The sequence below is a fragment of the Ruegeria sp. CDSB029 genome, from assembly GCF_059611125.1.
In genome coordinates, this window is sequence record NZ_JBXWOX010000009.1 from 57,391 (window position 1) to 84,190 (window position 26,800).

The 26,800-nt window shown below is 58.6% G+C and carries 29 protein-coding genes; 16 read left to right on the top strand and 13 right to left on the bottom strand.

Going from position 1 to position 26,800, the window contains the following annotated elements; genetic code table 11:
* The first annotated feature begins 320 nt into the window (after positions 1-320).
* Both AC2FI8_RS12585 and recR read left to right on the top strand, forming a co-directional pair.
* Positions 321-665 (top strand): YbaB/EbfC family nucleoid-associated protein, encoded by a 345-nt coding sequence (locus AC2FI8_RS12585; protein ID WP_496726610.1) that lies wholly within the window; start codon positions 321-323, stop codon positions 663-665.
* Positions 666-729: 64 nt separating this feature from the next.
* Positions 730-1,323 (top strand): recombination mediator RecR, encoded by a 594-nt coding sequence (recR, locus tag AC2FI8_RS12590; RefSeq protein ID WP_496726609.1) that lies wholly within the window; start codon positions 730-732, stop codon positions 1,321-1,323.
* Positions 1,324-1,393: 70 nt separating this feature from the next.
* On the opposite strand, the gene AC2FI8_RS12595 is transcribed toward recR, so the two are convergent.
* Positions 1,394-1,891, bottom strand: a complete 498-nt coding sequence (locus tag AC2FI8_RS12595; protein WP_496726608.1) for a lactoylglutathione lyase family protein — start codon at positions 1,889-1,891, stop codon at positions 1,394-1,396.
* Between the two features lie 198 nt (positions 1,892-2,089).
* On the opposite strand from AC2FI8_RS12595, the gene AC2FI8_RS12600 reads away from it, so the two are divergent.
* Positions 2,090-2,578: a hypothetical protein gene (locus tag AC2FI8_RS12600; protein ID WP_496779326.1), complete on the top strand. Its 489-nt coding sequence runs from the start codon at positions 2,090-2,092 to the stop codon at positions 2,576-2,578.
* On the opposite strand, the gene AC2FI8_RS12605 is transcribed toward AC2FI8_RS12600, so the two are convergent.
* On the bottom strand, positions 2,575-3,216 hold the full coding sequence (locus AC2FI8_RS12605) for a ribonuclease T2 family protein (RefSeq protein ID WP_496726606.1): 642 nt from the start codon (positions 3,214-3,216) through the stop codon (positions 2,575-2,577). The genes AC2FI8_RS12600 and AC2FI8_RS12605 overlap by 4 nt on opposite strands.
* Before the next feature lie 129 nt (positions 3,217-3,345).
* Between AC2FI8_RS12605 and AC2FI8_RS12610 the strand changes: the two genes are divergently transcribed.
* Positions 3,346-4,107 (top strand): DUF1013 domain-containing protein, encoded by a 762-nt coding sequence (locus AC2FI8_RS12610; protein ID WP_108861163.1) that lies wholly within the window; start codon positions 3,346-3,348, stop codon positions 4,105-4,107.
* Positions 4,108-4,158: 51 nt separating this feature from the next.
* Positions 4,159-4,548 carry a hypothetical protein gene (locus AC2FI8_RS12615; protein WP_496779328.1) on the top strand — a complete coding sequence of 130 codons (390 nt, stop codon included), beginning with the start codon at positions 4,159-4,161 and terminating at the stop codon, positions 4,546-4,548.
* Positions 4,549-4,586: 38 nt separating this feature from the next.
* Here the strand turns inward: AC2FI8_RS12615 and AC2FI8_RS12620 are convergent, their stop codons facing one another.
* Both AC2FI8_RS12620 and AC2FI8_RS12625 read right to left on the bottom strand, forming a co-directional pair.
* Positions 4,587-5,615: a permease gene (locus AC2FI8_RS12620; protein WP_496779330.1), complete on the bottom strand. Its 1,029-nt coding sequence runs from the start codon at positions 5,613-5,615 to the stop codon at positions 4,587-4,589.
* Positions 5,608-5,916, bottom strand: coding sequence for an ArsR/SmtB family transcription factor (locus AC2FI8_RS12625; protein WP_108861160.1), 309 nt, complete (start codon positions 5,914-5,916; stop codon positions 5,608-5,610). Before AC2FI8_RS12625 ends, AC2FI8_RS12620 begins: the two co-directional genes overlap by 8 nt.
* Before the next feature lie 134 nt (positions 5,917-6,050).
* On the opposite strand from AC2FI8_RS12625, the gene pdxR reads away from it, so the two are divergent.
* The 6 genes from pdxR to AC2FI8_RS12655 all read left to right on the top strand — a co-directional run bounded on the left by pdxR (position 6,051) and on the right by AC2FI8_RS12655 (position 15,043).
* Complete coding sequence (gene pdxR / locus AC2FI8_RS12630) at positions 6,051-7,511, top strand: MocR-like pyridoxine biosynthesis transcription factor PdxR (RefSeq protein WP_496779332.1); 1,461 nt, start codon at positions 6,051-6,053, stop codon at positions 7,509-7,511.
* Between the two features lie 124 nt (positions 7,512-7,635).
* Positions 7,636-9,411: a sulfoacetaldehyde acetyltransferase gene (xsc, locus tag AC2FI8_RS12635; RefSeq protein ID WP_496779334.1), complete on the top strand. Its 1,776-nt coding sequence runs from the start codon at positions 7,636-7,638 to the stop codon at positions 9,409-9,411.
* A 4-nt stretch (positions 9,412-9,415) separates the two neighbouring features.
* Positions 9,416-10,438, top strand: a complete 1,023-nt coding sequence (pta, locus tag AC2FI8_RS12640) for a phosphate acetyltransferase (RefSeq protein ID WP_496779336.1) — start codon at positions 9,416-9,418, stop codon at positions 10,436-10,438.
* A 78-nt stretch (positions 10,439-10,516) separates the two neighbouring features.
* The gene (locus tag AC2FI8_RS12645) at positions 10,517-13,330 is read left to right on the top strand and encodes a molybdopterin oxidoreductase family protein (RefSeq protein WP_496779339.1); all 2,814 of its coding nucleotides are present in this window, start codon (positions 10,517-10,519) and stop codon (positions 13,328-13,330) included.
* Positions 13,331-13,421: 91 nt separating this feature from the next.
* Positions 13,422-14,171: a 4Fe-4S dicluster domain-containing protein gene (locus tag AC2FI8_RS12650; RefSeq protein WP_496779341.1), complete on the top strand. Its 750-nt coding sequence runs from the start codon at positions 13,422-13,424 to the stop codon at positions 14,169-14,171.
* Complete coding sequence (locus AC2FI8_RS12655) at positions 14,171-15,043, top strand: dimethyl sulfoxide reductase anchor subunit family protein (protein WP_496779343.1); 873 nt, start codon at positions 14,171-14,173, stop codon at positions 15,041-15,043. Before AC2FI8_RS12650 ends, AC2FI8_RS12655 begins: the two co-directional genes overlap by 1 nt.
* A 130-nt stretch (positions 15,044-15,173) precedes the next feature.
* On the opposite strand, the gene dapA is transcribed toward AC2FI8_RS12655, so the two are convergent.
* Positions 15,174-16,046, bottom strand: a complete 873-nt coding sequence (gene dapA, locus AC2FI8_RS12660; RefSeq protein WP_496779345.1) for a 4-hydroxy-tetrahydrodipicolinate synthase — start codon at positions 16,044-16,046, stop codon at positions 15,174-15,176.
* A gap of 133 nt (positions 16,047-16,179) precedes the next feature.
* On the opposite strand from dapA, the gene AC2FI8_RS12665 reads away from it, so the two are divergent.
* Positions 16,180-18,144, top strand: a complete 1,965-nt coding sequence (locus AC2FI8_RS12665; protein WP_496779347.1) for a lytic transglycosylase domain-containing protein — start codon at positions 16,180-16,182, stop codon at positions 18,142-18,144.
* On the opposite strand, the gene AC2FI8_RS12670 is transcribed toward AC2FI8_RS12665, so the two are convergent.
* Complete coding sequence (locus tag AC2FI8_RS12670) at positions 18,118-18,987, bottom strand: DMT family transporter (RefSeq protein WP_496779349.1); 870 nt, start codon at positions 18,985-18,987, stop codon at positions 18,118-18,120. The genes AC2FI8_RS12665 and AC2FI8_RS12670 overlap by 27 nt on opposite strands.
* Positions 18,987-19,649, bottom strand: a complete 663-nt coding sequence (mnmC2, locus tag AC2FI8_RS12675) for a tRNA (5-methylaminomethyl-2-thiouridine)(34)-methyltransferase MnmC2 (RefSeq protein WP_496768493.1) — start codon at positions 19,647-19,649, stop codon at positions 18,987-18,989. The genes AC2FI8_RS12670 and mnmC2 overlap by 1 nt, the downstream gene beginning before the upstream one ends.
* 49 nt (positions 19,650-19,698) lie before the next feature.
* Between mnmC2 and AC2FI8_RS12680 the strand changes: the two genes are divergently transcribed.
* Complete coding sequence (locus tag AC2FI8_RS12680) at positions 19,699-20,739, top strand: NAD(P)/FAD-dependent oxidoreductase (protein WP_496768495.1); 1,041 nt, start codon at positions 19,699-19,701, stop codon at positions 20,737-20,739.
* Here the strand turns inward: AC2FI8_RS12680 and AC2FI8_RS12685 are convergent.
* The 4 genes from AC2FI8_RS12685 to AC2FI8_RS12700 form a co-directional block, all read right to left on the bottom strand.
* Positions 20,731-21,531 carry an HTD2 family dehydratase gene (locus tag AC2FI8_RS12685; RefSeq protein ID WP_496779351.1) on the bottom strand — a complete coding sequence of 267 codons (801 nt, stop codon included), beginning with the start codon at positions 21,529-21,531 and terminating at the stop codon, positions 20,731-20,733. The genes AC2FI8_RS12680 and AC2FI8_RS12685 overlap by 9 nt on opposite strands.
* A 49-nt stretch (positions 21,532-21,580) precedes the next feature.
* Complete coding sequence (locus tag AC2FI8_RS12690; protein WP_170563427.1) at positions 21,581-22,123, bottom strand: NADPH-dependent FMN reductase; 543 nt, start codon at positions 22,121-22,123, stop codon at positions 21,581-21,583.
* Between the two features lie 115 nt (positions 22,124-22,238).
* Entirely contained in the window at positions 22,239-22,910 is a 672-nt protein-coding gene (locus tag AC2FI8_RS12695; RefSeq protein WP_496779354.1) for a YiaD family glycine zipper/OmpA-like lipoprotein, read from the bottom strand.
* Positions 22,911-23,018: 108 nt separating this feature from the next.
* Entirely contained in the window at positions 23,019-23,708 is a 690-nt protein-coding gene (locus AC2FI8_RS12700) for a helix-turn-helix transcriptional regulator (RefSeq protein ID WP_496779356.1), read from the bottom strand.
* A 103-nt stretch (positions 23,709-23,811) separates the two neighbouring features.
* On the opposite strand from AC2FI8_RS12700, the gene AC2FI8_RS12705 reads away from it, so the two are divergent.
* On the top strand, positions 23,812-23,997 hold the full coding sequence (locus tag AC2FI8_RS12705; protein WP_058272537.1) for a hypothetical protein: 186 nt from the start codon (positions 23,812-23,814) through the stop codon (positions 23,995-23,997).
* Between the two features lie 2 nt (positions 23,998-23,999).
* Here AC2FI8_RS12705 and AC2FI8_RS12710 read toward each other — a convergent pair whose 3' ends face one another.
* On the bottom strand, positions 24,000-24,647 hold the full coding sequence (locus AC2FI8_RS12710) for an RluA family pseudouridine synthase (RefSeq protein WP_496779358.1): 648 nt from the start codon (positions 24,645-24,647) through the stop codon (positions 24,000-24,002).
* 97 nt (positions 24,648-24,744) lie between these two features.
* Here AC2FI8_RS12710 and AC2FI8_RS12715 point away from each other — a divergent pair, with 97 nt between their 5' ends.
* Together AC2FI8_RS12715 and AC2FI8_RS12720 are read left to right on the top strand one after the other, a co-directional pair.
* Positions 24,745-25,155, top strand: a complete 411-nt coding sequence (locus AC2FI8_RS12715) for a nuclear transport factor 2 family protein (RefSeq protein ID WP_058279776.1) — start codon at positions 24,745-24,747, stop codon at positions 25,153-25,155.
* Positions 25,156-25,157: 2 nt separating this feature from the next.
* Complete coding sequence (locus AC2FI8_RS12720; protein ID WP_496768505.1) at positions 25,158-25,868, top strand: SGNH/GDSL hydrolase family protein; 711 nt, start codon at positions 25,158-25,160, stop codon at positions 25,866-25,868.
* Here AC2FI8_RS12720 and rarD read toward each other — a convergent pair.
* A complete protein-coding gene (rarD, locus tag AC2FI8_RS12725; protein WP_496768507.1) occupies positions 25,859-26,764 on the bottom strand; it encodes an EamA family transporter RarD in 906 nt (301 codons plus the stop codon). The genes AC2FI8_RS12720 and rarD overlap by 10 nt on opposite strands.
* Positions 26,765-26,800 lie beyond the last annotated feature (36 nt).

The window sequence follows — 26,800 nt, forward strand, 5'->3', positions numbered from 1 at the left end:
ATGGCGAACCGGTTAGCGAATTGGTCGAAGCAGTTGCTCTCACCTTGCATCCGGTATCCATGGTCTTGCTGGTGTTGTCTGCTATAGCAATCTGGCGCGGAAACCTATGGATCGCATTGGCGACGTCCTTCGCTTGGGCGATTTGGGCGGCTCACATTTTTGTCGACGACTTGATGGATGACTCGCGTAGATCGGCGGCAGACATCGGGTGCATCGGTCATTCCAGCCTGTTCATAGGGCTGACAATTGCGCTATGTGCGTCGATGACACTTTACGCTGTATATGTTCGCCTAAGGCGATCACAATTTAGGAGACAGTAAATGCTCAAAGGACTCGGCGGTCTGGGCGATATGGCCAAGATGATGAAATCCGCACAGGATTTGCAGACCAAGATGACGGATATGCAGGAAGAGCTGAACAACATGATGGTTGTGGGCGAATCCGGTGCGGGGCTGGTGAAGGCTACCGCCACCGCAAAAGGCGAGCTGAAGGGTTTGGACATCGATCCGTCGATCTTCAACGGCGACGATAAGGAGGTTGTCGAAGATCTGATTCTGGCCGCTATCAAGGACGCGCAAACCAAAGCGGCCGAGCGTTCTCAGGCCGAGATGGCAAGGCTGACCGAAAGCATGGGTCTGCCCGCAGACATCAAGCTGCCGTTCTGATAGACACTCCTGACGACCCAAAGGCCGGGCACCCCTGTCCGGCCCTTTTGCAGGAGCACACGCCGTGAGTTCGAACAGCGATATCGACAATCTGATCGACCTGATGGCCAAACTGCCCGGCCTCGGCCCCCGCTCGGCCCGCCGCGCAGTGCTGCACCTGATCCGAAAGCGCGCCCTGCTGCTGACGCCCCTGTCGGACGTAATGCAGCAGGTGGCTGCCACCGCCCGCGAATGCCTGAATTGCGGCAACGTAGGCACGACAGATATCTGTGACATTTGCGATAGCGAGGATCGTGCAACCGGAGAGTTGTGCGTGGTCGAAGATGTGGCTGATCTCTGGGCGATGGAACGCGCTGCAGTTTTCAAGGGTCGCTATCACGTTTTGGGCGGCACATTGTCGGCTCTGGATGGGGTCGGACCGGACGAACTGCGCATTCCCCGACTCAAGGATCGGGTGATGGCCGAAGGGATTTCTGAGGTCATTCTGGCCCTAAATGCCACTGTCGATGGCCAGACCACCGCCCACTACATCGCGGATCAGTTGGAGGGACAGGTCCGCCTGACCTCACTGGCGCAGGGTGTTCCGATTGGGGGCGAGCTTGATTATCTGGACGACGGGACGATTACGGCGGCGCTGAGGGCACGAAAAGAACTCTGAGTCTTGCGATACGGCGACAACCGGAAAGGATTCGCCTCTTCCGGTTGCACACCAAGGTCTGTTCCGATTGTCAGGTGTAAGCACCCGACGAATACGTCAATTCATAGGAATGGCTGTATATCTCGAAGACGATACCAAATGGGTCTTCGACGTAGACCATGCGATAGGGTTTCTCACCGGGATAATAGTATCGGATCGGCATCCGTTGTTTGCCGCCAGCCGCCACGATTTTTTCTACCAAGCCTTCGACATCCGGGTCCTGGACGCAAAAATGAAACGTACCGTTCTGGCGAAAGTCGATATTGTTTTCAGGCACATAGTTCCCGTGAAACTCGAAAAGTTCAAAACCAACGCGATCAGCGGTCGCGAGATGCGCAATACGCAGTTTTTTCCATTCCGGACCAAACACATCAGTGCACATGACACCGATATCCGTGTCATCCTCTACCACGTCCGTTGGCGGCATGATTACGTAAAAACCAAGGACTTCAGAGTAGAACTTTACAGCCTCGTCAACGTTTGGGACGGACAATCCGATGTGAGAAAATGTTCTTGGATGTTGCGGCATGGCACGCTCCTTAATTTTATGGGGCGAAAACTATTGTGCCACAGCCGAGTTTCAAGCGTTTGCCCTGTGAGGCATAGCCGGGTTCCGCTGTGCACATAGGTCTTTGTTCGCGGCCGCATTAATCAAGAATGGCCTTTGCCTCTTGCACGCGGCGTGTACTATGGCTGCGACCTTATCCATTTGATATTGGAAACTGTTATGAAACGCCTATTTGCCCTCGCGCTTGCCACCTTTACAGCCACCGCCGCGTTTTCGCAGGAACTGATTGACAAAGGCTTTGTCGAGGGCTGGAACATTATGATGGACCCAGCGCTCGGAAACGGCTGTCTGATTCAAACGATCTACCAAGACCTCTCGGTCGTGCGGTTGGGCTATGATGCGCTGGATAATCGCGGGTATTTCGCCGTCTACAACAAGGCGTGGGGCGATATCAAACAGGGCGAGAGTTATCCGATCCGGTTCGATCTGGACGGCAAAAGCTATGACGCCACGGCCATCGGCTTCAATCAGCGTGACGTGCCTGGCGCGACTGTGTTTTTCACCGACCGCAGCTTCGTCAACGCAATTGCCCAGAACAAGACCATGACGGTTTACAACCCTGCGGGTGAGACGGTGATGGCGATTGATCTGAAAGGTACGGCCAAAGCGCTGGAATATGCGCGAGAGTGCCAGAACAGGAAACTCTAACGAATCGGATCGAAAAGCGCGTCTTTGGCCGTACAATCGCGGATCACGTCACGACCACAGGGAACGGGTTCAAGGTCGCGCGACAGGCACAGTCGGACCTCTTCTATATAGCCCTGCTTGCAGGTCACTGTGATCATATCGCGCTCAAGGCCGGGGTTGGCTTTCAGAAAGGCTTCTTCCACGACCGATGCAGGCAGTTTGACCGAGGCGTCCAGCTTGCGGAATACCTGAGGACGCTCAACCGCCTCATACGCCTGCCGGGACAGCGCATAATAGTCGGACGCACTGAGGCCCGAGCAGGTTCCATGCTTTTTCCATTGATGCCACGCCAGACCGGAACTGCCCTGAATATCGGTCATTTTGCGTGACATAGCCCGCGATGGCGGCGCCTCGGGCGTACGGCAGAAGGCGGGCCAGCCCTGATGGTACTGAGGCCACAGACCATGCAGGATCCAGCCATGGTCATGCCGGGTGTCGCATTGATCCGATCCGCGCGCGTCGCCTTCGCGGGCGCACCAGTTTGGCGACCAGCTAAGCGACAAGACGTAGTAGTCAAACTCGCCTGCCTTTTCGCCATCGCCCAGCGCCGCCATTGCACCGAAAATCCACGAAACCAGCCCCAAAACAACCCAGCGCATTCGCCTCTTCCCTTCTTGCCTTGGCGCGACTATATACGGACCAAGTTCCCCGACAACGGAAACCTGCCCCAAAAAAAGGGGCCGCCGAATTCCGGCGACGGGAAAGATGTATTTATAGGAGACGGGCTGATGGCAAAACCGCTTATGGCCAAGGCAACAGCCGTATGGCTGGTGGACAACACCACGATCAGCTTCAAGCAGATCGCGGATTTCGTAGGCATGCACGAGCTTGAGGTGCAGGGCATCGCAGACGGCGATGTGGCCGCTGGCGTGAAAGGCTTTGACCCCATCGCCAACAACCAGCTGACCCAGGACGAGATCGACACCGCGCAGAACAACCCGCTGCACAAGCTGAAGCTCAAGTTCAACCCCGCTGCAAGCGGCGAGGAAAAGCGTCGCGGTCCGCGCTATACCCCGCTGTCCAAGCGTCAGGACCGTCCGAACTCGATCCTGTGGCTGGTCAAGTTCCACCCGGAACTCAGCGACGGTCAGATCGCCAAGCTGGTGGGCACCACTAAGCCGACCATCCAGTCGATCCGTGAACGGACCCACTGGAACATTTCCAACATGCAGCCGATCGACCCCGTTGCCCTGGGCCTGTGCAAACAGTCCGAGTTGGACGCGATCGTGCAGAAGGCCGCAGCCAAGAAAGCTGCCGAAGGTGGCGTCATGAGCGATGACGAGCGCCGCAAGCTGGTCTCGACCGAACAGTCGCTGGAAATGGACGCGGCGCCGAAGATCCCGACTGCCATCGAAGGTCTGGAAACCTTCTCGCTGTCGGACGAGCCTGCGGAAGAGAAAGAAGAAGAACCAATCCTCGACGCGGACAGCTTCTTCAACCTGCCCAAAGGCGGTGCCGACGACGAAGACGAAGACGATCCGCGCCCCTAAAGCACAGACAGCCCCGGCCTGAACGGACCGGGGCTTTTTTACGAGAAAACCATGCTGAACGTTCTTTCCAAACTATTTGGACCGCATCGCGCCGTTTCGATCTATGCCTTCCTGAAGACCTGGGGTTTGCCCATGGCAGGCGGTGTTGGTCTTGTTGCCGTCGCTGCTGGTTTGCTGATCTTCAACGACAGCGGCGAGCACGAGCATGAGGCATTCATGACCGTCAACGTCTTGTCAGCGACACCCATCAACGGGGACCTCAAGAACGGCGTCATTGCTTCGGTCCGGCTGCCGGACGGGTCTGCGACCTCGGTCACTTCGACCGAAGCTCCGATCTCACAAACCGTTGGCACGACAGCCTGCATCGAGAAACGTGTGTACGTGGACAGTGGCGAGGCCCGGTATCGGTTCAAACTGCCACGCCACTGCGAAGCAGGATAAGAAAAGCCGCCCGATAAGAACACCGGACGGCTTTGGTTTCAGATCATCTGGAACAGGATGCCGGCGGTGATGGCCCCGATAATCCCCAGTCCCAAATAGGTCGCAAAAACCCTCGGTTTGACCAATGACCAGACGGCGGCCATCGCTGGGATCGAACTGACGGCACCCGCGACCATGAATGACATCGCGGCCCCAGCGCTCATCCCCTGTTCCATCAGGCCTGCCAGCAGCGGCGGCGCGACGTAGGAGTTCAGGTAAGCGGGCATCCCGACCAACGCGGCAATGACAATGGGTACAACACCGTCACCGCCGACAACGCGCGCGATCAGATCGGCGGGCACATAGCTGACCAACAGCGCCTCAAGCACATAGGCCAGAGCCAACCATTTCAACAGAAACAGGCTGTTGTGAATGAACTCGGACCGGAAGCGCTGACGGCGCTCTGGCTCCTGCCAGAACTTCCAGACAGGTTTGTCCTCTGTCTTAGGTCCACAGCCGCAGCCAGTCGGTTTATATTCGCGCAGAGGCTGGGCGAACGCACCACGTCGCATCAGGGCACGGACGGCAAAGCCACCAAACAGACCCAATGCGACCGCTGCAATGGCCTTGCCGATTGCAAATGGCCAACCCAATGCGCCTGCCGTGATCAACAAGGTCGGTGGGTCAATCAGTGGCGAGCTGAGCCAGAACGCCATGACAGCCGACAATGGCGCACCAAGCGCCAGCAGACCAGCAATGAACGGAATGACTTCGCAAGAACAGAACGGTGCGAGGCCGCCGAAGACTGCGGCCAAAAAGATCATCCGCGTTTCGCGCCCCTCAAAGGCGCGCGCAACCATCACTTCGGCACCGGTCGCCTTGAGGTAAGACAGCAGCAAGACGGCGAACAGAATATACTGGCCGGTATGTGCAAGGGCTTTGCCCGCAAAGGTTACAACCTCTCCCCAATTGCCGGGGTCAAGGACGGCCACAAGCGCCAAAATGGCCACGATCACCGCCCATGGGGTTTTGATCAGATCAACGGCCACCTTTGCCGGTGCCTTTGGGTTTTGTGTCAGCTCAGCCATCGTTCGCAGCCTTTCCCACTTCGTCCGCGCAGCATTCGCTAAGAATGAACTGCGCGAGGTCTCTCAATTCTTCGTAATTTGCGCGGTTGATGGTGGCGCGCCCGATTTTCTCTTGCTCGACGACCCCGCCGGCCGCGAGGAACCGCAGGTGATGGGCCAATGTCGAAGGGGCAATGCCTGTGCGGTTCTGGATTTCCCCAACGGTCAACCCAGCCTCACCAGCCCGAACCAATGTCTTGAGAACCTTCAGTCGCGCTTCAGAGCCCATGGCCGAGAATCCTGCTGCAGCTGTTTCCCACATTTGACTTCTCCATTAAACTAGATTTCTAGTTATTTAGGTGAGTCGTTCTTTTTCGTCAAGCGCCTTGTTCACGAATTCTCGAGACGAGATTAAGTCCAGATTGCCCTCACCTTAAGTCCACCCTATAAGGCGCTATGGGAATATCGGTCGACACATTCTTTCTGGAATTGAACGGACAGGGCACGCTGCAGGCGCAGATCCAGCAGATGATTGCCGAAGGCATCTTGTCTGGCCGGTTCCACGTTGGGGAAAAGCTGCCCTCGTCTCGCAAATTGGCGGCGCATCTGGGTGTTAGCCGGATCACGGTGACATTGGCGTATACGGAACTTCTGGCCAATGACTACCTGACTGCCAAAGGCCGGTCGGGGTATTTCGTCTCGCAAAACGCGCCCGTGCCACCCAAGTATTCGCCTGTGCAAAAACGCGATGAAAATGTCGACTGGGACACGGCACTCGCACGCAGGTTCTCGGACGGGGACGTGCTGCCCAAGCCCAGTAATTGGCGCGATTACAAATACCCTTTCATCTATGGTCAGGCAGATCGGAAATTATTCGACCACGCCAATTGGCGTCTCTGCGCGGTCCGTGCACTGGGTCACAAGGATTTTGCATCCCTGACCGGGGACTACATGGATCAGGATGATCCGCTGTTGATTGAATTTATCGCCCGTCACACGTTGCCGCGCCGTGGAATCGCCGCCCGTCCCGAAGAGATCTTGATCACTATGGGCGCGCAAAACGCACTGTGGCTGGCCTCACGCATCCTGTTGAACCACAACCGCACAGCGGTGATTGAAGACCCCTGTTACTATGCGCTGCGGGATCTGTTGAATCACTCCGATTGCAAGGTGTCGCCACTGGCCGTCGACAGCGACGGCCTGACCCCGGATGCGCTACCTGACGAAACAGACGTAGTTTTCACCACCCCCAGCCATCAAAGCCCGACAACGGCAACCATGCCCGTTGAACGCCGCTACGAGCTGCTGAAACGCGCCCGCGAACTGGACGCCATGGTGGTCGAGGACGATTACGAGTTTGAAATGGCCTTTCTGGGATCCCCGTCCCCGGCCCTCAAGTCAATGGATCGCGACGGACGGGTGATCTATGTGGGCAGCTTCTCAAAGTCGCTGTTTCCCGGATTGCGGCTAGGCTACATTGTCGGGTCCGAGCCCTTTATCCGCGAGGCACGAGCCTTGCGTTCTTTGGTGCTGCGCCACCCGCCGGGCCATATCCAGCGCACTGCGGCCTATTTCCTGTCCCTGGGCCATTACGATGCTCAGATTCGGCGTATGTCCAAGACTCTGGCCCGGCGCCGCGAGGCGTTGGATGCTGCAGTCGAACAGTACGGGCTTACCGCTGCCGGACGCGGAATCATGGGCGGCTCGTCTCTTTGGATGTCGGCCCCCGAGCGTGTGGACACGACCAAACTTGCCCAAAAGCTGCAGAGCCAGGGCGTCCATATCGAACCAGGCGCCCCGTTCTTCAATGGGTTGCACCGACCGCACAACTTCTATCGCCTTGGATACTCGTCCATTGGCCGGGACCGCATCGGGCCGGGGGTGAAACTGATCGCGGATGCCATCCGATCCGCCTAGCACGACTCTGGACATATCCCGCCTAACGTTCTGGCCCTAACGCCGCTTCGCCCCTTGCGCCAAAACCGTATCAAAGGCGGGTGCTGTGCCCGAACCTTTCTTCAATTGTGCGGAGAACACTCAGATGAAAATGACCACTGAAGAGGCCTTTGTTAAGGTTCTGCAAATGCACGGTATCGAACATGCGTTCGGTATCATCGGCTCGGCGATGATGCCGATCTCGGATATCTTCCCGGCTGCAGGCATCAATTTCTGGGACTGCGCCCACGAAGGTTCGGGCGGCATGATGGCGGACGGCTACACCCGTGCCACCGGCAAGATGTCGATGATGATCGCGCAGAACGGCCCCGGCATCACCAACTTTGTGACTGCCGTTAAAACCGCATACTGGAACCACACCCCGGTTCTGCTGATCACTCCGCAGGCAGCCAACAAGACCATCGGCCAGGGTGGCTTTCAGGAAATGGAACAGATGCGCATGTTTGCGGACTGTGTTGCCTACCAGGAAGAACTGCGTGACCCCAGCCGTGTCGCCGAAGTTCTGAACCGCGTCATCCTGCAAGCCAAGCGTGCTTCGGCCCCTGCTCAGATGAACATCCCGCGTGATATGTGGACCCAGGTTATCGACATCGAACTGCCTAAGATCGTCGAATTTGCCGCAACTGCTGGCGGCGACGAAGCGCTGGACGAAGCGGCAGCCCTGTTGTCCGACGCCAAATTCCCGGTCATCCTGAACGGTGCTGGTGTTGTTCTGTCCGGCGCGATCCCTGCGTCAGCCGAATTGGCCGAACGTCTGACCGCACCGGTCTGCGTTGGCTATCAGCACAACGACGCCTTCCCCGGCTCGCACCCGCTGTTTGCCGGTCCGCTGGGCTATAACGGCTCGAAAGCCGGTATGGAGCTGATCGCCAAAGCGGACGTTGTTCTGGCTCTGGGCACTCGTCTGAACCCGTTCTCGACCTTGCCTGGTTACGGCATCAACTACTGGCCGACCGATGCCAAGATCATTCAGGTTGACCTGAACCCTGATCGTATCGGCCTGACCAAAGACGTGACCGTTGGCATCGTCGGCGACGCCAAGAAAGTGGCCGAAGGTCTGCTGGAACGTCTGGGCGACAACGCCGGTGAAGCAGGTCGCGAAGACCGCAAGAACCTGATCGCCACAACCAAATCGGCTTGGGCGCAAGAACTGAGCTCGCTGACCCACGAGAACGACGATCCGGGCACCACCTGGAACGAGCGTGCACGTGCCGCTAAGCCAGACTGGATGAGCCCCCGCATGGCATGGCGCGCAATTCAAGCGGCGCTGCCGACCGAGGCAATCATCTCGTCCGATATCGGCAACAACTGCGCCATCGGTAACGCGTACCCGTCCTTCGAAGAAGGCCGCAAGTACCTGGCACCTGGTCTGTTTGGCCCCTGTGGTTACGGCCTGCCTGCCGTTGTTGGCGCGAAAATTGGTTGCCCGGACGTTCCGGTTGTCGGTTTCTCGGGTGACGGCGCATTTGGTATCGCTGTGAACGAACTGACCGCGATTGGCCGCGAAGAATGGCCCGCCGTGACCCAGATCGTTTTCCGCAACTACCAGTGGGGCGCTGAAAAGCGTAACTCGACCCTGTGGTTCGACGACAACTTCGTTGGCACCGAACTGGACCAACAGGTCTCTTATGCCGGTATCGCAACCGCATGTGGTCTGAAAGGCGTCGTTGCACGCACTCAGGACGAGCTGACCGCGGCCCTGAACCAGGCGATCATCGACCAGAAAAATGGCATCACCACTCTGATCGAAGCCATGATCAACCAGGAACTGGGCGATCCCTTCCGTCGCGACGCCATGAAAAAGCCGGTCCGTGTTGCCGGTATCGACGCGGCTGACATGAATACGTCGGCCGGGGCATAATCGCGTGAAGCCACTACGCACAATTCTCGGAGCTGCTAGCAGCTCCGACAAGATCATCGCCCTCGCTGAGGGCGATGATCCACGTGTTGTTGAAGGTGCTTTGAAGGCCCGCAAGGAAGGTGTCGCGCGCATCATTCTGGTTGGTGACAAAGCCAAAGTAACTGCCCTGCTGGCCGAACAGGCTGGTCAGGATGTCGACGGCATCGAAATCCACGATCCATCGGACTCTCCCCTTGCCGAAGCGTTTGCAGCTGAGCTTTTCGAGCGGCGCAAGCACAAGGGCATGACGCCTGAAAAGGCCGCTGACGAAATCAAACGCCGCCTGAACTATGCCGCGATGCTGGTTCATACCGGTAATGCCGACGGAACTGTCGGCGGAGCTGTTGAGACCACGTCGGCCACAGTGCGCGCCGCTTTGCAGATCATCGGCAAAGCCCCCGACGCGGCCATGGTTTCCAGCTTTTTCCTGATGCTCTACTGCCGCGATCACCACACGGTCCGCGGAGCGCACATCTTTGCCGATTGCGGCCTGGTTGTTGATCCGAACGAACAGGAATTGGCCGAAATCGCCCGGGCATCTGCCGCGTCTTTCAAGGCGCTGACGCATGAGACACCCCGCGTTGCGATGCTGTCCTTTTCCACCGGCGGCAGCGCCAATCATCCGAAAGTCACGAAGGTCAGCGAAGCCACGCAGATTGCAAAATCGGCTGACCCCGATCTGTTGATCGACGGCGAGCTGCAGTTTGACGCCGCATTCGTCCCCGAGGTGGCTGCAAAGAAAGCCAAGGATTCGCCCCTGCGCGGCGAGGCAAATGTCTTTGTGTTCCCGAACCTCGACGCAGGCAACCTTGGCTACAAGATCGCGCAGCGTATTGGGGGTGCCGAAGCAATTGGTCCGGTCCTTCAGGGACTGGCGAAACCGGCCAACGACCTTTCACGCGGATGCTCCGCCGAGGACGTTCTGCACATGATCGCGGTAACGGCCGTGCAAGCAGAAACATCCAAAACCCGGACAGACTCCTCGTAAATCCGGCTAAAGCGAAATACTGTTCCGATTGATCTCTGCTCATGAGAATTATCGGATCAAAAGCCACAGGGACCAGAAATGAACCAGCCAATCATAAATACCTCTCCCAAGGTCTCTGACGAGGTCAGAAAAACAACGTGCTACATGTGCGCCTGCCGCTGCGGCATCAACGTACACATGAAGGACGGCAAGGTTGCCTATATCGAAGGCAACCGCGATCACCCGGTTAACAAGGGCGTCTTGTGCGCCAAGGGTTCGGCAGGGATCATGCAGGTCAATGCCCCGTCCCGCCTGCGCGCGCCACTGAAACGTGTCGGTCCCCGTGGTTCGGGCAAATTCGAAGAGATCAGCTGGGACGAGGCGTTGGACGTCGCCGTTGGCTGGCTCAAGCCGATCCGCGAGGATAATCCCGAAAAACTGGCGTTTTTCACAGGCCGGGACCAGAGCCAGAGCTTTACCAGCTTTTGGGCGCAGAATTTCGGCACCTGTAACTATGCAGCCCATGGTGGATTTTGCTCGGTCAATATGGCCGCAGGCGGCATCTACACGATGGGCGGTGCGTTCTGGGAATTCGGCCAGCCTGACTGGGATCACACCAAGCTGTTCATGCTGTTCGGTGTTGCCGAAGACCACGACAGCAACCCGATCAAGATGGGCATCGGCAAGATCAAAGCCCGTGGCGCACGGGTGATCGGCGTCAACCCGATCCGCTCGGGCTATAACGCGGTTGCTGACGATTGGGTCGGGATCACTCCTGGTACTGATGGGTTGTTCATCCTGTCGATGATCCACGTGCTGATGAAGGCCGGCAAGATCGATCTGGACTATCTCAGCCGTTACACCAACGCGCCGGTTCTGGTCGACGCGTCCGAAGGCCCCACAAAGGGTCTGTTCCTGCGCGATGAGGACGGCAAACCGCTGGTTGTTGATCGCAACACGGGCGAACTGACGGCGTTTGACAAACCGGGCGTCCGCCCTGACCTGTCGGCGACCTTTGAGAAGGATGGCGTCACCCACCGGCCCGTGTTCCATCTGATGGCCGAACGCTACCTCAGCGACGAATACGCGCCCGAGAACATCGCCGAGCAGTGTGGCATCCCCGCCACCCGTATCCGCGCCATCGCGGGCGAGTTGGCCCGCGTTGCCTTTGACGAGGCGTTCGAGTTGGAGCGCGAATGGACTGATTTCCGCGGCGAAAAACACACCAAGATGATCGGTCGCCCGGTTGCAATGCACTCGATGCGCGGTGTCTCGGCTCATGCCAACGGTTTCCAGACCTGCCGCGCACTGCACGTGTTGCAGATCATCCTTGGCACAGTCGAAGTCCCCGGCGGCTTCCGCTTCAAACCGCCCTATCCCAAACCGGTCGAGGCGCACCCGAGACCGCACTGCAAGGTGACCCCGAACACGCCGCTGGACGGCCCGCATCTGGGCTTTGTTCAAGGGCCAGAGGATCTGGCGCTGAAGGCAGACGGCAGCCCGGCGCGGATCGACAAGGCATTTACGTGGGACAACCCGATGTCCAGCCACGGGCTGATGCATATGGTGATCTCGAACGCACATGCGGGCGATCCCTACAAGATCGACACGCTGTTCATGTACATGGCCAACATGTCCTGGAACTCATCCATGAACACCAAAGGTGTCATGGAAATGCTGACGGACAAAGATGAAAACGGCGATTACGTAATCCCGCATATCATCTATTCCGACGCTTATTCGTCGGAGATGGTGGCCTATGCCGACCTGATCCTGCCGGATACCACGTATCTGGAACGGCATGACTGTATCTCGCTGCTTGATCGCCCGATCTGCGAAGCGGATGCCGCAGCCGACGCAATTCGCTGGCCGGTGATTGAGCCCGACCGGGATGTCAAAGGTTTCCAATCAGCGCTGGTCGAACTGGCCAACCGCATGGGCCTGCCGGGCTTCACCAACGAAGACGGCAGCGCCAAATGGACAGATTACGCCGACTATATCGTCAACCACGAGCGCAAGCCCGGCATCGGCCCGCTTGCCGGTTTCCGTGGTGAAAACGGCGACAAGGAAGGCCGCGGCGAGGTCAACCCTGACCAGCTGAACCGCTATATCGAAAACGGCGGCTTCTACGTGGCCCATATCCCCGAAGGCGCGGATTACTACAAACCATGGAACACTGCTTATCAGGATTGGGCGGTCGGCATGGGCATCTATGACAGCCCACAGCCATACCTGTTCCAGCTCTATTCCGAGCCGATGCGCAAGTTCCAGCTTGCCGCCGAAGGCCATGGCGAACGTCAGCCCCCGGAACACCTACGGGAACGCATCAAAGAGACATTGGACCCGATGCCCATCTGGTACGAAACCGACCAGACCGGCAACGAAGGCTTCACTGTCAACGCTCTGACCCAGCGCCCCATGGCAATGTATCACAGCTGGGGAACCCAGAACGCATGGCTGCGCCAGTTGCACGGGCGTAACCCACTTTATGTTCCGACCAAGCTGATGCGCGAGAATGGCCTGAGCGACGGTGATTGGGCCAAGGTGACCTCGCCGCATGGCGAAATCACGGTACCGGTCATGGAAATGGCGGCGCTGAACGAAAACACCGTCTGGACCTGGAACGCGATTGGCAAACGCAAAGGTGCCTGGGCTTTGCAGGACGACGCACCAGAAGCCACCAAGGGCTTCTTGCTGAACCACCTGATTCACGAGCTGCTGCCGCCCAAGGGCGATGGTCTGCGGTGGGCGAACTCTGACCCGATCACCGGTCAGGCCGCATGGTTCGACCTGAAAGTGAAGATCGAAAAAGCTGACCCACCAACGGATGCGGAAAGCCAACCGGAATTCCCACCGATTGAATCTCCGGTCGGAACTGGACCGAAAGATTTGGCGTGGAAGGTAGGCAAATGATCCGATCCCTGCTTCATCTGGCTAAAAATATCCCCGGGTCTGGGGCAGCGCCCCAGCCCGCCATCACCACAAAAGCGGAGGCAAGGTAGTCATGACCCAGCTCCCCACATCCACCGACCGCAAGATGGGTCTGGTCATCGACCTGGACACCTGCGTTGGCTGCCACGCCTGCGTCATCTCATGCAAAGGCTGGAACACGGAAAACTACGGCGCGCCGCTATCCGATCAGGACGCGTACGGCGCCAACCCGTCCGGCACGTTCCTGAACCGGGTGCACTCTTACGAGGTGCAGCCTGCGGAAGGTCATGCCCAGCTGATCCACTTCCCCAAATCCTGCCTGCACTGCGAGGACGCACCTTGCGTCACCGTTTGCCCCACAGGGGCCAGCTACAAGCGGGTCGAGGATGGCATCGTTTTAGTCAATGAAAGCGACTGCATCGGTTGCGGCCTGTGCGCTTGGTCCTGCCCCTACGGCGCACGTGAACTGGATCAAGCCGAAGGTGTGATGAAGAAATGCACCCTCTGCGTTGACCGGATCTATAACGAGAACCTGCCGGAAGTGGACCGAGTCCCATCCTGCGTACGCACCTGCCCCGCAGGCGCGCGCCACTTCGGTGATCTGGGCGATACGGACAGCGATGTCAGCAAACTGGTCGCCGAACGCGGTGGCATGGACCTGATGCCGGAAATGGGCACCAAGCCCGTCAACAAATACCTGCCGCCCCGGCCCAAGGATAATGTCGAAGATCAGATCGACATCCTGGCCCCGCTGCTGGCCCCGGTCGCTGAAGAACCCAAAGGGTTCCTTGGCTGGCTCGACAAGACTTTGGAGAAGCTCTGATGCATCCAGCACCTTCCGTTATCATCTTCACGACACTGTCGGGCCTTGGCTTTGGACTGTTGCTCTTTCTGGGGCTTGGTCTGCCTGACGTCACTGGCTGGGTCGCTTTTGTCTTTTTCGCCATCGCCTACGCCCTGTCCGTTGGCGGCTTGATGGCGTCCACCTTTCACCTTGGCCACCCCGAGCGGGCCTGGAAAGCGTTTACGCAATGGAAGACCAGCTGGCTCAGCCGCGAAGGCTGGTGCGCGGTCATCGCTCTGATCGTCATGGGGCTTTATGCGATTGGCGTGATCTTCCTAGGCCAGCGCTGGAGCCTTCTTGGCTGGATCGGTGCGCTGTTTTCGCTACTGACCGTATTCACCACGTCGATGATCTACACGCAGCTCAAAACCATTCCCCGCTGGAATATGAACCTGACTCCGGCCATGTTCCTCAGCTTCAGCCTGGCAGGCGGTGCCCTGCTGGCCGGACAGGCACGTGTTGCGCTGCCGCTATTGCTGATCGCTGCTTTGGTGCAGATCCTGTACTGGAAAAAGGGCGACAAAGCTCTGGAGGAGTCCGGCACAAATCTGGGCACCGCAACAGGATTGGGCGATCGCGGCACCGTGCGTGCATTTGAGCCTCCTCATACCGGCACCAACTATTTGCTGCGTGAATTCGTTCACGTCGTTGGCCGCAAACATGCCGAAAAGCTGCGCATCATCTCGTTTGTGTTGGCGTTTGTCCTACCGGTTGTCCTGCTGCTGTTGCCATTCGGCCATTTCTTCGCGCTGCTGGCAGTGCTCTCCCATCTGGCCGGTGTAGCGACGTCACGCTGGTTGTTCTTCGCACAGGCCGAGCATGTCGTCGGACTGTATTACGGAAAACGATAGGGGCTCTGCCCCCCGTCGCGACAAGCCGCGACTCCCCCAGGATATTTTGGTCCAGATGAAGCCTGGATCCGGAACAAAAAAAGGCGGCGCTCGAAGTTCGAGGCCGCCTTTTTTCTCTTTTGAATTCTTTCTAGATGAGACCTGCGTGCTGAAGCGCCGCGTCTATCGCGGATTTGGTGCTGTTTTCCAGCCCGGACAGGGGCGAGCGGACTTCTTCGCTGCACAGACCCAATTTGCTGAGCGCGTATTTGGCACCGACGAGGCCGGGCTCGATAAAGATCGCTTCGTGCAGGGGCATCAGTCGATCCTGAAACTCCAGTGCCTTGGCATAATCGCCGTTCAGCGTCGCCTGCTGGAATTCGGCACATAGTTTGGGCGCGACGTTCGCGGTGACCGAAATACAGCCCACACCGCCATGCGCGTTGAACCCTAGCGCAGTCGCGTCCTCGCCAGACAACTGACAGAAGTCCGGGCCGCAGGAGGCACGCTGCTGGCTGACACGTGCCAGATCGCCGGTCGCGTCCTTTACACCGACGATGCGCGGCAGTTTCGCCAACTCACCCATGGTTTCAGGGGTCATGTCGATGATCGAACGGCCGGGAATGTTGTAGATAATGATCGGAATATCCGCGCAATCATGCAGCGCGCGAAAATGCATCAGCAGACCCTTTTGCGTGGGCTTGTTGTAATAAGGCGTCACGACCAGAGCTGCATCCGCACCCACTTTCTGCGCGAATCGCACAAACCGGATGGCCTCAACAGTGTTGTTTGACCCAGCACCTGCGATCACGGGAACACGGCCAGCTGAAGCCCTTACAACCGCATCCACAACAGTTTCATGTTCTTCGTGGCTCAAGGTGGGGCTTTCGCCGGTGGTGCCAACGGGAACCAGTCCGGTGGAGCCTTCCTGAATCTGCCATTCCACCAAGTGTTTGAGCGTCTTCAGGTCCAACTCGCCGTTGCTAAACGGTGTGACGAGGGCTGGCATAGAGCCTTTGAACATGACACGCTCCTTAGGTGCAGTTTGTAATTTTTACGCCTCGGTTTGCCAGAAATCTGTCTTTCTTGAGTTGAACCCGACGGCGCAAGCTTTATCCTGAATGGCTGTATCCTTGGTTGGTTGGGAAATGCAAGGGATGACACGCTTTCTGGCGTTTTTGACGGTCGTAATTCTGATTTCGGGCACACAAGTGCGGGCCGACGCCGCAGGTGATCTGCGGGCCGGTATGAATGAAATGCGCAAGGGGGACTGGAATGAAGCCCTGCGTGTTTCTGGTGCGCGGGGCTCAGTGTCTCGTGACATCATCGTCTGGCATTGGCTTCGCGAAGGGTTTGGCAGTTCGGGTGACGTTCTGGTGTTTTTGGATCGTCGTCCAGACTGGCCTGGTCTGGCTTGGTTGCGGCGTAAAAGTGAGCCCGCCTTTACTGGCGCCGATCCGGACCGCGTTCTTAGATTCTATGCCGAACAGCCACCGCAAACCGCAGAGGGTGCGTTGAACTATGCAGTCGCATTGAAGGCAAAGGGTCGTCAGGGAGATGCCGAGGCCGATATCGTCGCGGCATGGCGGACCATGCCCATGGGGTCTGGTCTGCAGAAGGACTATCTTGAGAACTTTGGCAAGCTGCTGAAACCCCATCACGCCGCACGCCTGGACCGGATGCTATGGGACAATCATCTTGTCAGCGCAGGTCAGATGCTGCCGCTGGTCGGCGCTGATCAGCGCAAACTGGCTGAGGCGCGGATCGGTCTTCAGAAACGGCAACCCGGTGTAGACACCAAGGTGGCGGCAGTTCCGAAATCGCTGATCGATTCTCCGGGACTGGCTTTTGACAGGTTTGTTTGGCGCGACAGGAAAGAGTTGGACGACAGCGCGATAGACTTGATGCTGGCGCGTTCTTCCGGTCCTGATGCGTTGGGGGAGCCTGACAAATGGGCCGAAGGCCGCCGCCGGTTGGCCCGGCTTGAGATGCGAAATGGGGACCAGAATCGCGCTTATCAGATTGCAGCCAATCACCACATGACTCCTGAAATGGGCTATGGCTATGCCGATCTGGAGTGGCTTTCCGGGTTTCTGGCCTTGCGGAAGCTGAATGATCCTGCGACCGCGATCCGGCATTTCCAGAACTTCTCGGACGCGGTGAAATCGCCGATCTCGAAAGGACGCGCCGGGTATTGGTTGGGTCGTGCCTATGCGGCCCATGGTGACGCCGAAAACGCCTATGACGCTTATGCGATGGGTGCAGATTATCAATCCTCTTTCTACGGCTTGCTGGCGGCAGAGCAGATCGGGCGTCCTTTCGATAGTGAGTTGGCCAACCCACGCAGGGCACCCCATTGGAAACAAGCTGAGTTCTCCAATTCAAGCGTACTGGAAGCCGGGCTACTGCTGCTGAAGGCTGACGAAGACACCCTGTCTGAACGGTTCCTGACCCATCTGGTTGAAGGGTTGGACCCGGTTCAGGCCAATCAGTTGGGCGATTTGGTGATCGAGTTAAAGCAGCCGCATCTGGCCGTGATGATCGCCAAACGCGCTGCAACAGTCGGCCTGGTTTTGCCAGCCGCCTATTACCCGGTGCATCCGGTGGCCGACATGGGTTTGCCCATGGCTAAGGAAATGACGCTGGCCATTGCCCGTCGGGAAAGTGAGTTTGACCCCGTTGTGATCAGTGGAGCCGGCGCGCGCGGGCTGATGCAGGTCATGCCGGCCACGGCAAAGCTTGTTGCCAAGGAATTGGGTATCCTAAGCGGCCACAAGACGATCAAGCTGACTTCGGACTGGCAATACAACGCCAAGCTGGGTGCCAATTACCTGTCCGGTCTGGCCGCTGATTTCAACGGAAACGTTGTGATGATGGCTGCAGGATACAACGCAGGTCCACGTCGACCGATGTCGTGGATGGATCGCTATGGCGACCCGCGCGCAGGTGAGATCGACGTGGTCGACTGGATTGAGACGATCCCGTTCAGCGAGACCCGCAACTACGTGATGCGTGTGTCGGAAAGCCTGCCGGTCTATCGCGCCCGTCTTGGCCAACCTGCCTTGCCGATCCCGTTCTCGCAGGAACTGGTCGGGTCAACGCTGGCGTCTTTCGCGCCATAGGGTGAACAGCCCGGCGGCGACAACCAGCGCTGCGCCTATGACCACTTCGGGGCGCAGCGTTTCACCAAAGACCGAGATTCCCAGGATCGCGCTCCAGACCAGGTGGAAATAGGCGAAGGGCTGCACCGCGCTGGCCTCGGCCATCTCATAGCATTTGATCAGCAACCAATGCCCCAGAACGCCGCTCACGCATAGCAGCGCCATCCAGGCCCAGTCCGTCTGGGCCATCGGCTCCCAGAACCACATTCCCACGAGCGTCATGGCGACGGCACCGCTGACGCCTGTCCAGAAAAAGCTGGTGGCGGAATTGTCCCGGCGGGATACGTAACGGGTCAGCAAACCATAGACTGCAAACATGAAAGCCGAGATCAGCGGTACAATGGCCCAAGGGTTAAAGACCCCTACACCGGGCTGCAGGATGATCAGAACACCGATGCACCCAACGCCGATTGCGGCCCAGCGTCGCCAGCCGAACTGTTCGCCCAATACCGGCCCGCTGAGAGCAGCGATCAACAACGGGTAGCAGATGAATACGGCCATCGCGTCAATCAGGCCCAGAACAGTGAAACTGAACACAGCGACGCAGATCTCGGCCGCCAACAGCAGGCCACGAAATATTTGCAGCTTAAGTTGGCTTGTCTGGGTGGTGGGTTTCAATCCGCCGGGCGCACGTGCGGCCAAAGCGATGACAAAGGCCGCAAAGAACCAATACCGGATCATCACTACCATGTAGGTGTTGTAGGTTCCTGCCAGATGGCGCGAGATACCGTCCTGCAGTGCAAAGACGATGGTCGCCCCGATCATCAACGCAATCCCGGCGCGCGTATTGTTCTGTTGCGTCATTATTTGACAGCGCAGGTCATGTGGCGCTTGCGGCCATAACCGGGTGCGCGTGTAACTATGAAACCGGCATCCTCAAGCCCCCGTCGCACGAACCCGGCGGCTGTATACGTCGCCGCCGTCCCACCAGTGGCCGTGTGGTCGGCGACCTGCTGCATCAGGTCTGCGCCCCATAATTCGGGGTTTTTAGCCGGAGAGAACCCATCCAAGAACCACGCATCGGCGGCACCTTCCCATTCTTGCAGGGTTTGACGTGCATCGCCTTCAACAACCTCAAGCCGCAGGGTGCCCAAATCACATGTGCCTCCCTCCCATTGCGCAAGGAACCGGTCAGACCAAGGCGCAAGTTCAGGAAAGGCTGCCAGCGCTCGGGACATGTCCACGGGTGCCATCGGATAGGCCTCAAAACTGGTAAAGGACAGGGGCGTCGTCTGGCCGGAATTCTCCCACTCTGACCAGACAGTCAGCATGTTCAAGCCGGTGCCAAAGCCCAATTCAGCAATGTGGAAACCAGATGCGAACCGCGCAGGCAGCTCATTACCCGCCAGAAACACATGCCGCGTCTCTTCCAGCCCGTTCTGCAACGAGTAATACGGATCGTCGAAACGATCCGAGACCGGGATCTGATCCTCAGTCCATGTCAGTTCGGCGCGCTGGTCTGCCATCGGGGAATCCTGTAGCTAAGCGGCGCGACACTGAACAAGGTAAAGGGGAATGGCAATGGTCGATGTGACGGTGCGCGGTGCAGGGATTTTCGGCCTGTCTATCGCCTGGATCTGTGCCCGGCGCGGCGCAAAGGTGCAGATCGTCGATCCCTTTGGCCCCGGCGCTGGTTCCAGCGGTGGCCTGGTTGGCGCACTGGCACCGCATGTGCCTGAAAACTGGAATGCCAAGAAGGCGTTTCAGTTCGACAGCCTGATCATGGCCGAACCATTCTGGAAACAGGTCGAGGCCACAGGCGGCGTCTCACCCGGATATGCGCGGCTGGGACGGTTGCAACCTATCATCGACACCCGAACGCTGGAACTTGCCCATGCCCGCGCCATCACAGCAGCGGAACTGTGGCAGGGTCGCGCTGAATGGTGGGTCGTCGAAACAGCCGCGGTCGGTACATGGTGTCCGCCCAGTCCTACCGGTTTTGTCATCCATGATACGCTGAGCGCTCGCATGCATCCGCGCCGGGCCTGTGCGGCCTTGGTTGCGGCATTGGCTGTGATTGGCGTCGAGGTCGTAGCCGACGCACCAGATCGCGGACAGGTTGTCCATGCCACCGGGCTTGCCGGACTGCAGGAACTGAGCGAGGCTTTTGGCAAAACCGTTGGCAACGGCGTCAAGGGTCAAGCCGCACTTCTGCGGTTTGATGCGGGAGAGGTTCCACAACTGTTTGCGGACACAATCCACTTCATACCGCATGCGGACGGGACGTTGGCAATCGGTTCGACCTCGGAGCGTGGCTATGACGACCCGACCAGCACGGATGCAGCTCTGGATGACGTTCTGGACCGGGCGATGCGGGCCGTTCCCGTCCTGCATGGCGCAGAGGTCATCGAACGATGGGCGGGTGTACGGCCGCGCAGCAAAAGCCGCGCACCAATGCTGGGCGCGCACCCGCTGTACGAAGGGCAGTTCATCGCCAATGGTGGCTTCAAAATCGGCTTTGGCATGGCCCCGAAAGTGGCCGAGGTCATGGCGGATCTGGTTCTTGAGGACCGGGATGCGATCCCGGGTGACTTCAGACCCGAAGCATCACTCTGATCGCGGGACAAACTCGGCGGACATGCATTGCCGCCCATCGGGTCCGCGCACCCACATCGCCTGGCCATACCGGCACAAGGTTGCCGTCTCAAAGTGCATCAGCGGCGATGACGCGCGAAAGGAGAACTGAGCCAATGGACCTGCCAGATCCTCAGCAAACAGCATCAATAGTTGTGCCAGCAGCGGGCCATGAACGACCAGACCGTCATACCCTTCGACATCCCGCGCGTAGTCCAGATCGTAATGGATACGGTGCCCATTGAAGGTCAGCGCCGAGTATCGAAACAGCAATGTGCTGTCGAAGGTGACGTCTCGCCTGTCGGTTTCATCGGTACGGGCCATAGGTGGCTTGGGCTTTATGTCGGAACTCGAAGGGTCTGGTCGATAAACCAGATCCTGCCATTCGCTCAGACACAATTGACCGTCCTGAGAAATCTCGTGTCGCAGTGTAACAAACCCCAGCGGTCCCGTCCGTCCGTTTTTTGCCGCCTCACTTTCAAGAACAGACCGGCGCACGGCTTTTGAGCCCGCGACCAGCGGCGCGTGAAACTGCAACCGTCCCCCGGCCCACATCCGACGTTGCAAGCCCATATCGGGAATCAGACCGTCCCCAACCTTTGGATGCCCGTCCCGCCCCAAATTGGCAGGCGGCTGAGGCGACCAAAAATACAGCTGGTGAAAGAACAGCGGCAGTTGATCGCCTGCTGCGACCCTGTCGTTGGATCCAAGCGCTACCAATAGCGCAGAGGCGCGGGCCGGGTCCATCACATCGGTCTGTATTTCGTCAGTCATGGCGGCAGACTATGCAGACCGACCAGACCCGGCAAGCAGCCTCTCGATCTTAGAACCCAGCCTCAGCACGCAGTTTCTGCATGAGTGTCCGCAGAGAACTTTCGTAACGGTCGCTCAGCAATTTGCCGTGCTCGTCAAACTCGTTCGAACTGCTGGCGAGATGAATCTCTGGCCCCTGCAGGATGCGCGGTTGGAAGGGAACCATATAGCCGCGCAGAACCATCTGCGCCCGCTCACCACCCGCACGCCCTGCGGCGGCGGACATCACGGCAACCGGTTTGTCGGCCCATGGGCGACCGTCGGTTCGACTGACCCAGTCCAAAGCGTTTTTCAGAACTCCCGACGGGCCTTTGTTGTATTCCGGGGTCGAAATGATCACTGCATCAGCCTGCGCGATCTGATCGGACAAGGTTTGCACTGCGGCAGGAATGCCCTCGCCATCCTCAAGATCACCATCGTAAAGCGGCAGGTTCAGATCGGCTTCGATATGTGTCCCCGGCTCGAACAGCCGGGCCGCTTCGCGCAGCAATTTGCGGTTGGTCGCGCTTTGGCGCAATGAGCCGGACAGGCTCAGAAGGATCGGGTCAGACATTGGGAAACTCCGGTTCAGGTGTTTCCCAATAGCTAGCGTAACTTTCGCGCGCACCAAAGACCGGATGACGCGCAGTCAATGTGCGAAAAATGGGCACCCGAAAGTGACCATGTCGTTAAGTGTTTCCGTTAGGGATAATCTCGATATCAACCCGGCGGTTCTGCGCCTTCCCCTCGGGCGTCAGGTTTGACGCAATGGGGCGGTTTTCACCCTGACCGATGGTTGAGATGCGTGCACCGCTTACGCCATTTGCCTGAAGAATATCCGCGACAGACCGCGCACGGCGTTCGGACAGGCCCTGATTATACGCAGCATCGCCATCACTGTCGGTATTGCCGATGACCTGCACGTTCGAGTTGGGATAGTTTACCAGATTCTGCCCCACCCGGACCAGATCGGCCCGCAGTGCGGGGCGCACGGTCGCGCTGTCGGTGTCAAAGGTGATGTCATTCGGTACGGTCACAATCAGGCGGTCGCCCGCGTTGGTAACGATGATGCCTTGATTGGCCAGTTGCTGACGCAGTTCTGCGGCTTGCCTATCCAGTTGGTTGCCTATCAGGCCGCCTCCTGCTGCACCGATTGCTCCGCCGGCCACGGCACCCAAAAGTGGATCAGATCCATTGGCAATAGCGCCAACACCCGCACCAATCAGACCGCCAAGGATTGCACCCTGCTTGGTGTTCTGGTTCGGGTCTGAGGGCAAGTTCAGCGTACCGGGGTCCATACAGGCCCCCAAAAACAGGGCCGAACACAGCCCGGCGGCAAGAACACTCTTGGAAATCGTCATGAATTCACCTTCTGCTCTGGGGTCCGTTCACCGGACCCGCTTTGTTTGGCGCAGTATATCGCGTCACCTCAACATAGGCTCAAGCAACAATCGGGTGAAGTCGGCAAATTACCGCCGTTCGGCAGGATCCCATTGGTTTTGATCCTGCCAGATCGCCCGCAGGGGCTCTCCTTGTCCGCAGAAATGATCGTCTGTCACCTCGCAGGCCCAAATGCGATCCGTGCGAAAATGGCGAAACCCATTCCTCATCTCGCACCACGCGGCGAGCATCGTGCATTCGATGTGGTAGATCAGGGCGACGGGCCTGACGACCCGCTCGGTTCGCTCACCTTCGGCATTCACATAAGTGATGCGAATTTTGCGTTCAGAGCGGATGGCCTCGCGATAGTTCACGACGGGTACGCACCCCTTGGCCGGATCGTCCATTGGCGCCCCCCATGGGGCGACCTGCAGCCAATCCGCAGGCGCGCGCAAAGCGTCGATCTTGCGGCAAACACGGTCCGCAGCTTGTTGCAGGGTGCTATCACCGGTGCGCGCCAGCATCGACAACCCGACCCACAGCGCCTCGACCTCTTCAGCGTCAAAATTCAAGGGGGGCAGGTCATATCCCCGCCGCATCAAGTATCCCACGCCGGCTTCACCCTCGATCGGGGTTCGCTGTGCCTGCAAAGCGGCGATATCGCGATAGACGGTACGCGCTGACACTTCGAGCTTTTCTGCCAGTGCCTCCGCCGTCACAGGCATTTCGGCCGAACGCAGGATCTGGATGATTTCAAAAAGGCGGGTCGAGCGGCGCATAAGGTTCTCCGGGCGGTCTGCTGACATCCTAGCACACCCCACTGACAGGGTGGTGTCAGGAGTGATCTGCGATCTTTGGGAAACAAACCAAAGGAGGTCGACCATGCCATACCTCGACAATCACGTGATGATGACATTGAAACTGGACCGCTGGGCACAGGATCACACCTTGCGCGCGTTCGAGATCGAACGTGAAATTATGGCTGCCCGTCAGCCCTGCGCACCGCGCAAACGGACCAAGCGGTTCTCGCTGGGCAACCTCAAGATGCTGTGGACAAGCACGGCCTGAGGTCAGAAATCAGCCGGGGCGCGGAATTTCATTGAAACTCCGCCCTCGGGGCTTTTTAGGCGCAGTTCCTCAGAATGCAGCATCAGACGCGGGAATTCGAGCGCAGGTCCGTCGGCGTAGAACGGATCGCCCAGAATCGGGTGGCCCAGCGCTTGCATATGAACGCGTAGCTGATGAGACCTACCTGTTTTGGGGAACAATCGGACGCGCGTCGTCTCACCCTCGTGTTTTACAAACCGCCAATCAGTGACGGCGGGTTTGCCAGTCTCGTGACAGACCATCTGGCGAGGGCGGTTGGGCCAATCCACGATCAACGGCAGATCGACGGTTCCGGACTTTTGCTCGATGCGCCCCCAAACACGCGCAACATAGGTCTTGCGGGTCTGGCGTTTTTCAAACTGCATGCTCAGATGCCGCTGTGCGTGCGGTGACTGGGCAAACACCATGACACCCGACGTATCCCGATCCAACCGATGCACCAGCAAAGCTTGCGGAAATGCCGCCTGCACGCGGGTCAACAGGCAATCGGCCAGATGCGCGCCACGCCCCGGCACAGACAACAACCCCGAGGGCTTATTCACCACGATCAGCTGTGCATCCTCATGCAGCACATCCAACGGCGTATTCGGGGGATCATAGGTCTCGCTCATGCGCGCCTGCCTAACGCACCGCGTAGGTTCCCGCAACGTCGGGCTTGCCTGAACGAAACGGTTCAGCAACTCTCAGACCCAAAGCGGAGGAGAACCCATGCACCCCACAATCGCGCGCATGCAAGACGTTGTCGCCAAGGGCGATGAAACCCTGATCCACGAATTGCTGGCCGAAGACGTACGGTTTTCCCCGCCAACTTACTACAGCACCTGGACCGGACGCGAACCGGTGGCGGCTGTTCTGGGTCACGTGGGACAGGTGTTTTCCGACTTCCGCTATCGCCGGATTATGGGTGAAGGCAAGGATTGGGCGCTGGAGTTTCAATGCAAGGTCGGGGATCTGGACGCGGTCGGCGTCGATCTGATCACGTTGAACGATGAGGGTTTGATACAGGAATTCGAGGTCGTCATGCGCCCTTACAAGACCATCGGTGCCCTGCGCGAGGCGATGATGGCTCGGGTTATGACGGACGCCCGCTTCCTCGAATACAAAAACGCGCTCAGCTAACCATGACTGCCCCGATTGCCGCCGATCAGATATTGCGCGTCCCGCTGTTGCCGGTTCTGGCAGCACAGGCGATTTCCGTGCGTCGTAACGCTCAGCTGCTGCCCGAACCGTCCGGCCCGCGCCAAGGGCGCGAAGGGCGCGGCCCCCGATTGCGGCTGCTCATCGCTGGTGACAGCTCGGCCGCGGGTGTGGGGGCTGGGCGACAGCAACAGGCACTATCGGGGTTTCTCGTGGCGCGGTTGGCCCGCCATTACAGCGTGGAGTGGCGGCTGGAAGCGACGACGGGTCACACAACACAGGATACGCTGGAACGATTGAACCGCCTTGAAGGCAGCTATGACGCCGCCGTGACTGCCTTGGGTGTAAACGACGTCACGCGTGGAGTATCCCGGCAAAAGTTCACGGGTTTGCAGACCCAGCTTCTGGATCATCTGACGAGCAATCTGGGTGTTCGACGTGTCGTGGTTACCGCCGTGCCACAAATGAACCGTTTTCCGGCCCTGCCCCAACCGCTGGCCTGGGCACTGGGGCGACAGGCGGCCCGGCTGGATCGGGGTTTGCAAAAGGCCGCTGCGACATTCCCGCAAGCCCGGCACCTGTCATTGGAGTTTCCGGATGACCCGGCGCTGGCTGCTCCGGACGGATATCACCCAAGCCCCAAAGCCTATCGCTTGTGGGCAGAGGCCGCGGCCGACTTATTGCATCAGCGCTGACCCCGCATCTGACGAATCATCGGGATCGTATAGACCACCAAAGCCGCCCAGATCAGTGGGAAGGCGATCATCCGGCCCCGATCGATCTGTTCCCCGAACACGGTAATCGCAGTGATAAAGATCATCGTCGGCGCGATATACTGCAGGATTCCCATTGTGGACAACCGCACCAATTTGGCCCCGTTGGCATAGACCAGCAGCGGAACAGCGGTGACAATGCCGGCACAGGCCAGCAGCATGGTGTCCCCAGCGGCTGCGCCAAAGTGGCCGGTTCCTTTTGCCCCCAACCAGGTGATGTAGACCAAGGCTGGGATCAGCAGGATCAGAACCTCTAGCAGAAAGCCCTGATTGGGGCCGATGGGCAGCGAGCGTTTGAAGAAAGCATAAAACCCCCAACTGACCGTCAGGGCCAGCGCGGCCCACGGCAGCCGACCCGCTTCGACGATCAATACCAGCACACCCAAAGCAGCTAACCCCACTGCCGCCAATTGCGTACGATTCAAAGGCTCACGTAACAGGATCGCCCCTAGCGCAATGCTGAACAGCGGGTTGATGTAATAGCCCAACGCTGCGTCCAATGCGTTACCGCTGGCAATCGCCCAGACGTAAATGGCCCAATTCACCGAGATCAAAGCCGCTGTTAGACAGGCCATGCCCAGCATCTTCGGGTTTTGTAAGGCAGCCTTCAAATCCCCGGTTCGCCCTAGCGCCACCAGCAACAGCCCGGCCACAGGCACCGACCATACAATCCGATGCGCCACGATCTCGACCGGCCCGATATGCGCCAGAGCTTTCATGTACAGCGGCAGGAAACCCCATAGAACGTAGGCGGTCACCGCCAGAGCCAATCCTTTTGGCGTGTCCTCATTGTGGGGTGATGTTGCGACGTCCGCCATCATGGATCTCCGGGTGATACCGTTTGTCTATACGGC